The following is a 14,572-nucleotide window of genomic DNA, read 5'->3' as shown; positions in this document are numbered from 1 at the left end:
AATATTAAAAAAGCTGCGCGAGAATGCTCAAATTTCTCACGCAGCTTTTTTCTTTATTCAATTTTGGCAAGGTGCCGGCGCTCGATGTCCTCGGCCACCAGCTTATAGATAGCGGCGAAGAGTGGCACCGTCAGCATCATCCCGAGGATCCCGGAAATGCCCCCACCGACAATGACGGCGGCGAAAACCCAGACGCTTGGCAGGCCGATGCTCTTGCCGACCACCAGGGGATAGGTGATCCGGTTGTCGAACTGCTGGAGGACGATGATGAAGATCAAGAAGATCAGCGACTTGACGGGTGAAACGGCGAAGATCAGGATGACCCCGATCCCGGCCCCCAGGATGGCACCAACGATCGGGATCAAGGCGCCGAAGAAGGTGACGACGCCGATCATGGAGGCGTACGGCATCCGCAGCACCTGCATCCCCACGAAGCAGGCGACCCCCAAAATGGCGGCATCCTTGCACTGGCCAACGATATAGCTGCTGTAGCTCTCGTCAAAGGTCTTCACAACGTGCATGAATGGCCGCTTGATCTTGCCAAAGTAAGTGTCCATGACCTGGTAAAACTGGCGGGCCAGCTTTTCCTTGTAAATCAGTAGGTAGATCGAGAAGAAGATCGCGATGACGGTTTTGGTGGTCGTCGTGACAACCGAAGAGGCGGTTGTCACGATCTTCTTCATCGTGCCCCCAACGCCAAAGCCGAGCAGCTTGCTGGTCTTTTGCCAATCCAAGTGCTGAAGGTCGAGATGCTTCCAAACATTCTTGAAGAGACCGTTTTGCTGGACGAAGCTGACGATCTTGTTGACCGATTGACTATGGTTGGAGAAGAGCAGGCGGATACAGCTGACTAATTCGGGGATGACCAGCCGAATCACCAGGGCGACGATGACGATGATCGATAGGTAGGAAAGGACGATCCCAAACACCCGCTTGAAGCGCTGGGCGCGGGGCTGGGGAAAGATCCGCAGGTAGAGGTGCTCGTACTGGCGCAGGAGGAGGTTGACGATGTAGGCGATCACGCAGCCGACCACCAGGGGCATAGCAGCGGACCAAATGGTCTGGATAAACCTAGCAACCGTCTTCCAGTAGGTAATTGCCAGGTAGAGAAGAAAGAGGGCCAGAACCAGGGAGAGGTGGCGCCGGTTGATGTGCAGGTTCATTGGCTACCCCCTTTTAGACTGGAGCTGATCAAACACCCGGGTCAGGTAGGTGTGGCTGGCCAACTGTTCGCGGCAATTAGTCTGATCGTGGAGGTTGATCTCGTAGATGCTGGTGGCAGCCGGGTTGAGCAGGGGCAACACGCCCGCCCAGTCAATTTTGCCGGTGCCAAGTTGCAGGCTGTCGTGGGTCTGGCCCATCGAGTCGACGAGGTGGTAGTGGACGACGGCGGGTGCCAGGTGCTGGAGCGACTTCTGCAGACCGGCATTGTCACCGTGGAGCTCGATGAAGCAGTGTGAGGTGTCAAAGGCCAGCCGGTAGTGGTGGGCCAGGATTTCATCTTCCTGGTCGGGATGACCGTAGGCGAAGACCGGGGCAATCGAGTTTTCAAACATGATTTGCTGCCCACCCTCATCGGCAAAGCGGTCGAGACGGTCGTAAACGGCTTGCCGGGCCGCCTGAACATTCGGGTAGAGGTCTACCATGTGAGCGACCTCGGGACCCGAATAGCCGCCGTGGACGAGAATTTGAACGTGGAGGTCATGACCCAGACGAATTAGCTGCTCGGTCGTGTTTTCGATGAAGCGGTACAGGTCCGGGTAATCCTTCTCCGGGGCGACGACATCGGAGTGGTGCTCGTGAAACTTCATCGGGTGGTGAAGGACGATGTGCTGGATGCCCTGCGATTGCACGTACTGAACGGCATCATACAGGTGCTTGTAACCGTCGGGAGTAAAGTCGCTGGCGGCGGTGAAAAATTCGTAGACGACGGGATCATGCTGCAAGCGGTCGTCGATCTGGACGCGCGCGCTGCTGCCCTTAAGACCAAGCATTGGCTGATACATTGTGAGGATCTCCTTTGCATATTTTAAAGCTACATCTATCATAGCAGACTTTGTCATGAATAGAAAAAGGCGGCTGCCACAGCAACCGCCTTTTAGCAAAATAGTTAAATTAAAGATTCTTGTCCATGATGAAGGTCAGCTTGGACAACTCCAGACCGTGCATGATCAGCTTGGCCATCAGATCCTTGGTCCGCTTGGCCATCTCAGCAACCATCTTGTGGGTCTCTCCGCTCAGAAAGGCGCTGGCCTGCCGAGCATCCATGTCCTTGACCTGGGGAGCCGTTTGGTTGACCCACCGGTAGAAGTATTCCCGGGCGTCCTTCAAGTAATTGAGGTCGTCCTGGGCAAATTCAGCGTGATGGGACTCCACGATCATCGAGAGGGCCCGGTACATCCAGTAGGCACTCTTCAAGTCCATGTTGAGTTCCTTCGGCGTCTCCCGGTAGGAAACATCAACGTCGTCAGCATTACCGAAGAACGGCACGTACGGCGTAAAGGTCGGGATCCCGAAACTCATCCACATGATCGTGGAGGCTGCTTCCGGCAGGTCGTTGCGGACTTGCAGGACGTGGGAGTTCTGGGTCCGGTTCAAGGAGATTGGCCGGAAGAGGTGCTTTTCCTCCTCGGTGCCGTGGCCCAACGGATCATACGGCGTGCCCTGGTAGTGGCTGCTGAGGATCTTTTCAACGTCTTCCAGGGTGATCTTGTGATCGGTTCGCATGATGAATGGCAGGTCGAAGTCGAGTGGATCCTGCTCAACGCTCGGGTTCAGCAGCTTGTGACCATACCATTGCCGGGGCGTGTTGTAGTGCTGGTCGAAGACGTCGGCCGTCCCGAAGATGTGGCGGAAGTCCCAGCCGTGCTTGTCGGGGTTCAAGTGGTTGCTCTCGACAAATTCCTGAATCCCGTCGGACCACATGAAATTGTCGGTGTCATCGAAGTCGACCTGTTGGATGGCAACCCGGTTCCCGGTGACGGCGTAGGCATCATCCGGAATCCGTTGGGCAACCCAGTGGTGACCGGTGACGATTTCCATGTACCAGACATCGTTCTTATCGGAGAAGATTACCCCGTTGCCCTCGGCGGAACCGTACTTCTTGACCAGCTGACCCAGGTAAGCAACCCCATCTTTGGCACTGTCGATGAACGGCAGGGTGACGGCGACGATCAGGTCTTCGTTAATTCCACTCTCCGTGTTCAGCGGGTCGCAGGCTAGGACGCGTTCGTTGGCGTAAACACTCTCCGTGGCGGACATGCCGACGTTCTTCTCGTTGAAACCACTCTCGTCGAAGACCCCTTCAGTCTCGTAGTTGACGTTCGGGGTCCCCTGGTAGCGGTAGCCATCGGCAGGCCGGTCGATGACGCACTTGTTGAGGTAGGCCTTCACCTGGTTGGGGTGGTTATGATAGGCCGGATAGGTGACGAAGCGCTGGGGCGTCAACGGACCAAAGGTGTCATCGTTGCGGGCGGCCATGGTTGAGCCGTCGATGGTGGCTTCCTTGCCGGCCAGGACGGTCGTGCAGGCAGATAGGTTTTTCTTCAATTTGTTCAAGACCTTTCTAAAGTTCAGTATTACCCTTCTATTCTATAACCGGGGCTGACGGCGGGTCAATTAACCCTCCTTTTGCTCCAGGTCGGCGAATTCGGCGTGCACCAGCTTGGCTAAATCCTCGGCGTTAACTTTCACCGAACGGCCGATCTTGCCGGAGGAGACGTAGATTTCGCCCTGCTTTTTAGCGACGCTGTCGATGAAGATTGGGTAGTGGTGCTTTTCGTAAATCCCGACCGGGGTGTTGGCGCCGTGGACGTAGCCGGTCGTCTTCAGCAGGTTTTTCAATGGGACCATGTCGACCTTCTTGTTGCCGGACACCTTGGCGAGCTTCTTTTCATCGAGGTGGTTGTCGATTGGAATGACACCGACCAGGGGCCCGGTAACGTTGCCGGAAAGAACTAGGGTCTTGTAAATGTGGTGCTCGTCGATGTCGAGGTGGTCGACCGTCATCGTCCGCACGTCACCATCCTGGTGGGTTGGAAATTCGAACTGCTGGTAGGCCACCTTGTTCTTGTCGAGGATCTGTTCGACCTGAGTCTTCTTCAACTTGCTCTTCTTATTTTTCTTACTCAATTTTTTTGCATCCTTTCTTTAAAATCACTGGAACGGACCAATTTTTGCCACCAAGGTACCAATTTTTGCCAGGTCTGTTATACTAGAGGTTGAAAGTAATCAGATAGTAAATTGGCCCAAGGAGCTGAATTACATGGCAGACTTAGTATATCGCTCTGTGATGCGTGATATAAAACAAAAAATTCTCAAAGATGAATATCCGGGGATGCGTCTCCCGGATGAGCGGACCCTCAGCGAAACTTATGGGGTGAGCCGCAGTTCCGTCAAGCGGGCCCTGGGTGTCTTGGCACAGCAGGGGATTATCTTCAAAAAGCGGGGTTCGGGGACCTTCATCAACCCGCTCTACCTTAAGAACCAGTCGCTCTTCCACTACGAGGGTAACAACTTGGGGGTCACGGACAGTTTCCAACTGGATGGCAAGAAACAAAGCATCCAATTGCTGGACTACCAGGTGGTGCCCGCCAGCGCGGATATCCAAGAGGAACTCTTCCTCAATGATAACGATTTTGTCTATCAAATCAAACGGCTGCGGTTGATTGACCAGCAGCCCTTCATGATCGAAACGGGCTTTATCCCGATCAAGATCGTGCCAACCCTGTCGCCGGCGATCGTGGATAAGTCGATCTTTAATTACCTTGAAGAAAGCAAGGGCAAGCGGGTCACCAAGTCCTTCATGACGATCAGCGTCGCCCCGTCGGACCAGCAGGACCAAGAGCTCTTGAAGCTGAAGCCGACCGAGCCCGTAGGCATCATGGGCGGGGTCTTCTTCTTAGACGATGGCACGCCCTTTGAGGTTTCTAACATGCGGATCCACTACCGCTACATGAAGTACAGCACCTTCGTAAACCTGGATCAGGAAAAGTAGTGAGTGTGGGTATCCGCACCACATTATGAATAGCAAAAAGGTCTCGCTTATTTTGCGAGGCCTTTTTGTTTAGCCATTGGCAAGGTGGCGGTGGATTCCCAGCAGGTCCTTTATTTTCACCCAAATCCTATGGAAAGAGTAGGCCGAGCAAAAGGCGAGGAGAATCGTCAAGAAAATTAAAAGTGGGAACCAAATCACCAGCGGTAAGTGCCAGCCGGTAGTCAGGCGCCAGCACCAGTACAGCCAGAAAACGTGTGACAGGTAGGCCCGGTGCGCGTAGAGGGCGATCCAGTGAACCAGCGGCAGCCACTGATTGCAAAATCTCTGCATGTAGAGGGCAAAGGTGGCGATCAGGCCGATCGTTGCCAGGTTGTAGAAGATCATCGAGGGCAGGTAGTAGGGCGCGTTGGTCAGCCTGACCGGCAGCCCGTAGCCAAAGAAGTTCAGGGTGACGTAGTAGAGCAGGGCCAGCCAGACGAGAATCTGGGTCAGCCAGTGACGCTGCAGAAATTCGGTGATTGCTGGGTAACACTGCCAAAGGATGGTGCCGCAGACGGCAAAGACGATGAAGCTGGGAAAGATCCGGTCAAACATGTACCAGCTTGTTTGCTCGGGACCGTGGAAGATCCGGCTGGCGTAGACGCAGTTCCAGATGAACTCGAAGACCAGGGCCAGGATCCCTGCAGCCAGGGCGCGGCGTCTGCTTCCGTTGATCCAGCGTGCCAGGGCCCAGAAGAAGGGCATCAGGATGATGAACTGGAGCATCATCACGTTGTACCAGAGGTGGGGTGCCGCGTTTCCGTTGATGAACTGCCAGCAGAAGGTCGCCAGGTTGTGATAGTAGCGGTGCTGCTGGAGCTGGGGGACGAGGAGAAGGTAGGTAACGGTCCAGAGGATGGAGGGAACGAAGAGAATGTGCCAGCGGTTCCTCATGAAGCGGGGGTAGTCCTTCCAGCTGGCATCCGGGTGGGTCCGGATGGTGGAGAAGAGGATGCCAAAGATGAAGGCGGAGGCGCTGAACTTGATCGTCTCGTAGATCCCGCCGAGGAAGAACTGTTGGCCGACGGGAAGGCGGTCCGTCATTAAAAATGAGATGACGGACTGGGTCATCACCGTGGCGACTGCGAACATCTTCGCAAAATCGCCGATGTCGGCTTCACCATTTGAACCGAGCTGCTGCAAAATGCTCTTCCCCCTTTCGTAATCAAGTTACTTCTTAGGGTACCACCGAATCAGCAGGGAGGCGCGCGTGCTGGCCGATAAAATTGACAATAGTTAAGAAGTGTCCAAAAACACAGCTCAGGCATGCTTAATAGTGAAAGCGGTATCATTTCTGTTATAATAAAGATATGCAGAGGCTTATTTTTGGAGGGAATGTTTATGGAAATTAAAAACGTTGTAGTTGCGGGTGCGGGAGTACTCGGCAGTCAAATCGCATTTCAGGCAGCCCGGTGCGGCTACCAGGTCAAGGTCTGGAACCGTCACGTGGACCGTGCTCAGCACCGTTTAGCGGCAATCAAGGATACTTTCATCAAGGACATGGATGCCACCGCGAGCGACTATGATCAGGCGATGGCCAACATCGTGTCAATCAGCAGCGACCTGGCCCAGACGGTAGCCGACGCTGACCTGGTAATCGAGTCCGTTTCCGAATCCGTGGAGATCAAGAAGGCCTTTTACGCCGAACTGTGCCCACTGCTCCCGGAGAAGACGATCATCACCAGCAATTCATCGACCTTCGTGCCAAGCGAACTGGTAGGCTTTACCGACCGGCCAGACCGCTTTGCCCACCTGCACTTTGCCAACCACATCTGGAAACACAACGTGGCCGAGATTGTCGGCAACCCGCAGACCGATCCGGCAGTCATCGACGCCCTGGTGGCCTTCGCGCGTTCGATCAAGATGGTGCCGGTGGTTCTGAAGAAGGAGCAGCATGGCTACATCATGAACGCCCTGCTCGTTCCGTTCCTGAACGCGGCAATGGTACTCTGGGCCAATGGCGTCGCGGACCCGCACACGATCGACAAGGACTGGATGCTCTCCAACGGGGCACCGCTGGGGCCATTTATGATTCAGGACATCGTGGGGCTGCGGACAACCTATGCCGTGGTTGCCAACCAGTACGAGCAGACAAAGAGCGAGCAGTTCAAGAAGATTATGGATAAGCTCAAGCCAATGATCGACGCCGGCCATACCGGTGTCGAGGCCGGCCAGGGCTTCTACCACTACCCTGATTCAGAGTTCAAGCAGGCAGACTTTTTTAAGTAGAGATTAGATTGAGGGCCTTTGCACGGATTGTTGTTTTGTACCGGCACGTGCTGGACCAGCCGACCATGCTGCCGCTGAAATAAGAAGCGGGCAATAATTGAATAATAGGCAATTCAATGGCGTAGAGAGTGATCTTTGCGCCTTTTTTATGACCTAAATATTAAGATTTGGTAATTGGACCGTATCAATTTTGAAAAAGGTTGACTTTAAACGAAAAACGGTTATCATAAAAGATGTAAATTGAATGATTTACGTTAGTTGTTTGAAGCACACGAACGTATTGATTTATTCAGAAGGAGTGTTTATTAGAATGGCAGTAGATTACGATTCCAAGCAATACTTGGAAAGTGTTGACGCTTACTGGCGTGCCGCTAACTACCTCTCAGCAGGTACCTTGTTCTTAATGAGCAACCCACTGCTGCGTCGGCCACTGAAGGCTGAAGACGTTAAGCCAAAGCCAATTGGTCACTGGGGTACGATTGTTCCACAGAACTTTATTTATGCCCACCTGAACCGGGTTATCAAGAAGTACAACCTGGACATGTTCTACATCGAAGGTTCCGGTCACGGTGGCCAGGTTATGATGAACAACTCATACCTGGACGGCTCATACACCGAAATCTACCCTGAATTTACTCAGGACGAAAAGGGTATGGCTAAGCTGTTCAAGCACTTTAGTTTCCCTGGTGGTACTGCATCCCACGCCGCACCAGAAGTTCCAGGCTCCATCCACGAAGGTGGGGAACTGGGTTACTCCCTGTCCCACGGTGTTGGTGCAATTCTGGACAACCCAGATGTAATTGCCGCTGTTGAAATCGGTGACGGTGAAGCTGAAACCGGCCCACTGGCTGCTTCATGGTTCTCTGACAAGTTCATCAACCCAATCAAGGACGGTGCCGTATTACCAATCGTCCAGGTCAACGGTTACAAGATTTCTAACCCAACCATCCTTTCCCGGATGAGCGACGAAGAACTGACTAAGTACTTCGAAGGGATGGGCTGGAAGCCATTCTTCGTTTCCGCATACAAGGAAGCTGACCGTGACGGTGAATTCTCCGGTTACAAGGACCACATGGACGTTCACGAAGAAATGGCCAAGACGATGGACGAAGCAATCGAAGACATCAAGGCTATTCAAAAGAATGCTCGTGAAAACAACGATGACTCTCTGCCACAATGGCCAATGATCATCTTCCGTGTTCCAAAGGGCTGGACTGGCCCAACGAAGGACCTCGACGGCAACCCGATCGAAAACTCCTTCCGTGCTCACCAGATTCCAATTCCGGTATCCCAGGATGACATGGAACACAAGGATCTGCTGATCAACTGGATGAAGTCCTACAAGCCAGAAGAACTGTTCGACGAAAACGGTCGCCCAGTAGCACTGGTTGAAGAAAACGCACCAGAAGGCAACCACCGGATGGCAATGAACCCAATCACTAACGGTGGGATCGACCCTAAGCCACTGGTTCTGCCTAACTACCGTGACTTCGCCGTTGACGTTCAAACTCCAGGTTCTGTTGTAAAGCAGGACATGCTGGAATGGGGTAAGTACCTCAGCAAGATGGCTGAACTGAACCCAGACAACTTCCGTGGCTTCGGTCCTGACGAATCCAAGTCTAACCGTCTCTACGCCTTCCTTGACGATGACAAGCGTCAATGGATGGAAGGGATCCACGAACCAAACGATGAAAACCTGGCTCACTCTGGCCGGATGATTGATTCTCAACTGTCCGAACACCAGGCTGAAGGTTTCCTCGAAGGTTACACCCTGACTGGTCGTCACGGCTTCTTCGCAACTTACGAATCATTCGGTCGTGTTGTTGACTCCATGCTGACTCAACACATGAAGTGGTTACGTAAGGCCAAGGACATGTACTGGCGTAAGCAATACCCTGCCCTGAACTTCGTTGATACTTCAACGGTCTTCCAGCAGGATCACAACGGTTACACTCACCAGGATCCAGGTCTGCTGACTCACATGTTCGAAAAGGAACGTCCAGACCTCGTTAAGGAATACCTGCCAGCTGATACTAACTCTCTGTTGGCTGTTTCCAACAAGGCCTTCAACGACCAAGAATGCATCAACATCTTCGTAACTTCCAAGCACCCACGTGCACAATGGTTCTCCATTGACGAAGCTACTGAACTGGTTGACAACGGTCTTGGCTACGTTGACTGGGCATCTACTGACCAGGGCAGCGAACCAGATGTTGTCTTTGCTTCTGCTGGTACTGAACCAACTGAAGAAGCTCTTGCCGCAATTGACATTCTGCACGACAACTTCCCAGAACTGAAGATTCGTTACATCAACATCGTGGAAATCATGAAGCTGATGAACACCGACAAGAACCCTGAAGGTCTGAACGACGCTGAATTCAACCGTTACTTCACGACCGACAAGCCAGTGATCTTCGCATGGCACGGCTTCCGTGACATGATCCAGGCTCTGTTCTTCGAACGTGCTAACCACAACGTTCACATTCACTCATACGAAGAAAATGGTGACATCACCACTCCATTCGACATGCGTGTACTGAACGAACTTGACCGTTACCACCTTGCTAAGGATGCTATCCAAAGCGTAGCTGGTTACGAACAGAAGAGTGCTGCCTTTGTTGCCAAGATGGACAACATGATCAACAAGCACAACCACTACATCCGTTCAGAAGGTAAGGACATGCCTGAAGTTACCAACTGGACTTGGAAGGGTCTTAAGTAATCTGCCTGATTACTAATTAAACACTTAATAAATCAAAAAGCGTACTAGCATTTGCGTGCTGGTACGCTTTTTTATGTATCTTTAACGCAGCTCGTTGTCGGGATCAATCAGGATCGATTCGGCCAGCAGAACGCCGTTATAGAGTTGGTAAACATAGTCACGAAGATTTTCCTTTTGCGAGATCATGTCCAGGTATTCCCGCTCCGCCCGGAAGGCCCAGCGCAAGGCCCGCTGCTCCATTTCCTTTTCGCCGGGTGAGAGCTCCGGCTGGCGACTAGTGTGGAGCCAGTGCTGCCAAAACTTCTTAAAGGAGTTGTTCGACTGCTGATCACGCAGGTCGTAGAGAACGTTGGCGCGGATTGTCGGTGGCAGGTAGATCTTTTCGATGGCCTTAATTCCCTCTTCAACCATCTTTTCCTTGATGCTGACGATTCGGCGGGCAGTCTCCTTCTCGGAAATGTCGTGTTCGAGCAGGAAGGGGAAAAGCAGGGACGGCACGATCATGCTTAGGAGGACAACCAGTGTTTCCACCAGGATGACCTGGTTGAACTGATGAGCACTGACACTGGCGGCAACCGAGTAGACCAGGGCCAGTGTGACGGCGCCCCGGACCCCGCCGAGGGCAAAAATGAGGCTGCCGCGCCGGGTCATGGTAACCAGGCGTCCGTAGAGATAACGAACGATGACGTTAACAATGTAAAGGGCCAGACCGATTAGCAGCCACCTGCCGCTGTAGCTTTGGGTGACAAGGTCCTTATAAACGACCCGGGAGACGATGATGCCGAGAATGACGAAGACCATGTTGTTCAACAGCTCTTGGAGCATCCCCATCAAGACAAGCCCATTGTGGTACTGACGCGGGTGAATGAAACGGGAGCTGGCGCTTTCGCTGTTTTGCATCAATCCGGCGCAGACCACCGCGATGATCCCCGAAACATGGAGTTCCTCCGCCAAGTAGTAGACGACGAAGGGGGTCGCAATGAAGAGCATGTTTTGGGCGTTGGCCGCCCAGGAATTCAGCTGCTGCAGGCCCCGGCGGAAGGTGATCATTACCAGGGCCGCCGCGATCCCGATCAAGATGCCGCCGATCGCTGCCGTAAAGAAGTGGAGAATGGTCCACTGGTACTGGAAGGCCCCGTTTTGGATCCAGAGGGTGCAGGCGGTGATCAGGATGATTCCGGAGGCGTCGTTGAAGAGCGACTCCATCTTGAGCAGATCATTTTGCCGCTTTGGCACGATTAGACCGGTCGAAACGGCTGCGGTCGCGGTGGCATCGGTGGGGGTGCTCAGGGCGGCAATCAGGAAAGCCAGGGCTGCGGGCACTCCCCAGAGCGTAAGGAGGGAGCCGGAAATGGCCATGGCGGCGACGACCAGGACGATCGCGGTGCCGATGATCTTGCCAATTGATTGGCGAACGGCATTGAGCCGGGTGGTTTGCCCCTCAAAGTAAATCAGGGGTGCCACGATGTACATGAAGAGCCCGGCGTCAAAGCGGGTCACCAGGTGGTTGAGCGGTGCGATGACGACGATCAGGACCCCGAAGAGCATGCAGACGTAGTTGATGGACAGGCGCGGAATGAAGCCGGCGAGGATGCTGGCAAAGACGGCCGCGCTGACGATGGTGATGGAAGAAAGGAGCATGGCGATTATCCCCCAATTAATAGTAGTTGTTTCTAAGCAGGAGTAGGAATCAGTTAGTCGTCTCTTGTCGCTTCGGAATAATAATCCGCTGCTCAAACCAGTGTGGATCTGCACGGCGGTCGTTGCTGGCGTCGGGGTAGCGGGCGAGGATGATCCGCAGGTTGCGCAGTCCGAGGTGGTGGTTGCCGATGATGCTGACCGTTTGGCTGAAGTGGTCGAGTGTGGCCAGGTCAACCTGCTGGGCGGTGGAGTTGCCGACGACGATGAATTGGGCAAACTCGTTTTCGTACAGGCTGAGGTTGATCCGTGGCTGTGGAGCGGATGCTGCGGCCTTGATTGCATTGTCGAGCAGGATGGCGACGATTCGAATGGTGTCGACGGGCTCCATGGTCTGGTTGAAGTCGATCGGGTCGACAATTTCGATTTGCAGATCGATCTTTTTTTCCATGGCTGTTGAGATTTTGTTAAAGATAACGGCTTTAAGCCCGGCGTCCTGAATGTTTTTCAGCGGCCCGATAATTCCGGTCGGCACATCAATGCTTTTGTTGGTCGCGGCGGACAGCTGGGCGAGGGAGCGCTTGGCGAAGTCGAGATTGTTGGTCTCCAGAGCACTAGTGAGGCTGTAGAGAATATTCTTATAATCGTGACGAAAACGGCGCAGGTCATCATTCATCACCTCGAGCTGGCTGGTGTAGCGGGTCAAACTTGCCAGCCGGTAGTCGGCAAAGTTGGCCCGGTCCCGGTTAGCCAGGTAGCGGCTGACCAGTTCCATAATGAGCAGTACCACCAAGACGTAAATGATGACCTCAAGGATTGCGATCACCCCAATTTGGACGGGTGAAGCACGATGGAAGGCGGCACCGGTCAACATGGTCGGTGACTGCATGAGGTAGCGGTGGTACTGGGCGTAGTAAAGATAGTAACTCAGCGGCAAAAAGCCAAGACTGAGGAGCCATTCGGCGAGGATGTGCTGGCCGTGCAGGCGTGCTAGGTAGCGCTGGAAAAATGGTCGCAGGGCGCACACCATCAGCAATGCGATGCCGTAGCAGATCAGAACGAGCAAATTGACTAAGAGGTAGTAAAACGTGGTGCCGTTGAAAGAAAAAAGGACCTTGCAGATGCTGAGACCGTATGAGCCGATCAAAAAGGCAAAGTAGTCGAGGAGGGCACTGAAAGAAAAGGTGGCAACCAGGTCAGTGAGGGTCTCACCGGAGTGGTTGGCAAAAAAATAGTAAAGACTGATCATCAGAGTGATCAGCAGATAGTCGTTTAATAAGAAATTAAATGGTAGGAAAAAGGCGACTACGGCAATGACCAGGTAGAGGACAAAGGGCACGCGACGTTGCCCCAGGTGCTTAAAGGTGCCCCAGAAGGTCAGTGGATAAAAAACACAAATCTTGACGGCCCAGACGATTAAGAAACCGAGTGAGGGCGTCAAGACGAAGGGATTAATCAGGTTAATATATGTCATGGATAATAGACGGCTTTCTGTTAAGATCGATGTATACTTTAATTATACTATTTTACGATGAAAGGAATACAATAATGGATCATGATCTTAGCGTTACCTGCCCACGCTGCGGCAAATTAAACGTCATTGGCAGCCGGCAGTGCAGCAATTGCGGCGCTCCCCTCCCCCAGCCAAGAAAAAAGGCCAGCCCCACGCACCGTCTTTCGCGGCGTGGGCTGGCAATGATGGCAACCTTTGGGATTATTTTGGCGCTGGTAGTTTTGGGAGTAATCATTCAAGACAACCAACCGCTCTCCTACTCCACCTTCCTCAACTCCGCACCCCAGGAGGTCGAGCTGCTTGATCAGCACCGGCGGGTCGTTTCAAAATTTTACTTGATCGGCGCCAAAAAGAAGGCGACTGCGACCGGAATTGACGGCACGGCGGCGCTGGTTTCTCATCTGCGAACGGATAACGATTACCGGCGGGCGCGACAAGTTCAGTACGTTGATAATCGAGCCAACGGTACCTTTACCCTTAAGGCCTCGCCGACAATGGTGCTGAACTGCCAGACGAAAACGGGAAAATTGAAATACAGTGGGCGGTGTTACGTCACCGACAAGCCTTCAATTCGTTACTTTCGCTGGCTAAACAGCAGTGGTGGCGTGACTAAATGATCTGGAACGGCTGGTTGAGCTGCTTAAGGCTCTTTAAGAGCTCCTTGGTGCGCAGCCGTGAGAACGGGTAGTCACGCGTCTCGCCCTTGAAGTGGAGGGTGTGATTGCCAAGGTTGACCGAAACCACCAGGGTTGGGTTGATCAGGAAATGCCGGTGAGAGCGGAAGAGCGTCTGAAATTGCTTTTCCAGTTCGTTCAGGGTTCCACTGACCGTGATCATCTGGTGGTCAACGGTATGCAGCAGGGCCTGATGCGAATTGGCGGGATTGGGCTCGAGATAGAGAATGTTGGCAAAGTCAATCCGCAAATAGCCCGCGGCCGTCTTGAAGACCAGTCGTGGTTGGGGACCGTGATTGATCTTTTCCACCGCGAACTGAAAGTCCTTATAGAGACGGTCCTCGATGTTGTCCTGATCCTTGGCGATGAAGTCCAGGGCCTCGGTCCGGTAGCTGTAGGTTGTGGGAAGAAACTCGTCGTGAACGGTGATGAAAATAATGGTGGCCAAAATATCGTTTTGGCGAATCAGCTGGCTGAGTTTAAGGCCGGCTTTTTTGTCGCCATCGACTTCCAAATCCAACAAGTAGACGTTATGGACACTGGGTGCGGGCAGGTTGGCAATCACCTCCGCGACCGACGACCAAGCGGTGATATTAAAGGATGTGAGGTGGAGTCGCGTTCTAATCCGCTCCAGGACCTTTCTGAGGTATTGCTGTTCAATCCACTGGTCCTCTAAAACAAAAACATTCATTATATAATTGTTCCCGTTTAAAAAGTACTAAGACAATAATAATGACTATTCGGTCAAACCGCTATCATTG

Annotated in this window: 12 protein-coding genes; 4 read left to right on the top strand and 8 right to left on the bottom strand. The window is 53.1% G+C overall.

The window, feature by feature from the left end:
- Positions 1–53: 53 nt before the first annotated feature.
- The 4 genes from LKE23_RS05990 to ybaK all read right to left on the bottom strand — a co-directional run bounded on the left by LKE23_RS05990 (position 54) and on the right by ybaK (position 4,131).
- Positions 54–1,163, bottom strand: a complete 1,110-nt coding sequence (locus tag LKE23_RS05990; RefSeq protein ID WP_291976422.1) for an AI-2E family transporter — start codon at positions 1,161–1,163, stop codon at positions 54–56.
- A gap of 3 nt (positions 1,164–1,166) precedes the next feature.
- Complete coding sequence (locus LKE23_RS05985) at positions 1,167–2,006, bottom strand: TIM barrel protein (RefSeq protein WP_291976421.1); 840 nt, start codon at positions 2,004–2,006, stop codon at positions 1,167–1,169.
- A 109-nt stretch (positions 2,007–2,115) separates the two neighbouring features.
- Entirely contained in the window at positions 2,116–3,549 is a 1,434-nt protein-coding gene (locus tag LKE23_RS05980; protein ID WP_291976420.1) for a C69 family dipeptidase, read from the bottom strand.
- A 69-nt stretch (positions 3,550–3,618) separates the two neighbouring features.
- The gene (gene ybaK, locus LKE23_RS05975; RefSeq protein ID WP_291976419.1) at positions 3,619–4,131 is read right to left on the bottom strand and encodes a Cys-tRNA(Pro) deacylase; all 513 of its coding nucleotides are present in this window, start codon (positions 4,129–4,131) and stop codon (positions 3,619–3,621) included.
- 133 nt (positions 4,132–4,264) lie between these two features.
- Between ybaK and LKE23_RS05970 the strand changes: the two genes are divergently transcribed.
- Positions 4,265–4,996, top strand: coding sequence for a GntR family transcriptional regulator (locus tag LKE23_RS05970; RefSeq protein WP_291976418.1), 732 nt, complete (start codon positions 4,265–4,267; stop codon positions 4,994–4,996).
- Positions 4,997–5,065: 69 nt separating this feature from the next.
- On the opposite strand, the gene LKE23_RS05965 is transcribed toward LKE23_RS05970, so the two are convergent.
- Complete coding sequence (locus LKE23_RS05965; protein WP_291976416.1) at positions 5,066–6,178, bottom strand: acyltransferase family protein; 1,113 nt, start codon at positions 6,176–6,178, stop codon at positions 5,066–5,068.
- A 198-nt stretch (positions 6,179–6,376) separates the two neighbouring features.
- Between LKE23_RS05965 and LKE23_RS05960 the strand changes: the two genes are divergently transcribed.
- The gene (locus LKE23_RS05960; RefSeq protein ID WP_291976415.1) at positions 6,377–7,264 is read left to right on the top strand and encodes a 3-hydroxyacyl-CoA dehydrogenase; all 888 of its coding nucleotides are present in this window, start codon (positions 6,377–6,379) and stop codon (positions 7,262–7,264) included.
- A gap of 310 nt (positions 7,265–7,574) precedes the next feature.
- Complete coding sequence (locus tag LKE23_RS05955) at positions 7,575–9,986, top strand: phosphoketolase family protein (protein WP_291976414.1); 2,412 nt, start codon at positions 7,575–7,577, stop codon at positions 9,984–9,986.
- Positions 9,987–10,067: 81 nt separating this feature from the next.
- Here LKE23_RS05955 and LKE23_RS05950 read toward each other — a convergent pair whose 3' ends face one another.
- Complete coding sequence (locus LKE23_RS05950; RefSeq protein ID WP_291976413.1) at positions 10,068–11,627, bottom strand: cation:proton antiporter; 1,560 nt, start codon at positions 11,625–11,627, stop codon at positions 10,068–10,070.
- A gap of 49 nt (positions 11,628–11,676) precedes the next feature.
- Complete coding sequence (locus tag LKE23_RS05945) at positions 11,677–13,098, bottom strand: sensor histidine kinase (RefSeq protein ID WP_291976412.1); 1,422 nt, start codon at positions 13,096–13,098, stop codon at positions 11,677–11,679.
- A gap of 74 nt (positions 13,099–13,172) precedes the next feature.
- Between LKE23_RS05945 and LKE23_RS05940 the strand changes: the two genes are divergently transcribed.
- Positions 13,173–13,754, top strand: a complete 582-nt coding sequence (locus LKE23_RS05940; protein WP_291976411.1) for a zinc ribbon domain-containing protein — start codon at positions 13,173–13,175, stop codon at positions 13,752–13,754.
- Here the strand turns inward: LKE23_RS05940 and LKE23_RS05935 are convergent.
- The gene (locus LKE23_RS05935) at positions 13,747–14,502 is read right to left on the bottom strand and encodes a DNA-binding response regulator (RefSeq protein WP_291976410.1); all 756 of its coding nucleotides are present in this window, start codon (positions 14,500–14,502) and stop codon (positions 13,747–13,749) included. The two genes, LKE23_RS05940 and LKE23_RS05935, sit on opposite strands and share 8 nt — an antisense overlap.
- Positions 14,503–14,572 lie beyond the last annotated feature (70 nt).

This window comes from Limosilactobacillus sp. (assembly GCF_022482365.1).
Classification (GTDB): domain Bacteria; phylum Bacillota; class Bacilli; order Lactobacillales; family Lactobacillaceae; genus Limosilactobacillus.
Note: the sequence above shows the minus strand (reverse complement) of the source record. Positions and strands in the feature narration are given on the sequence as shown.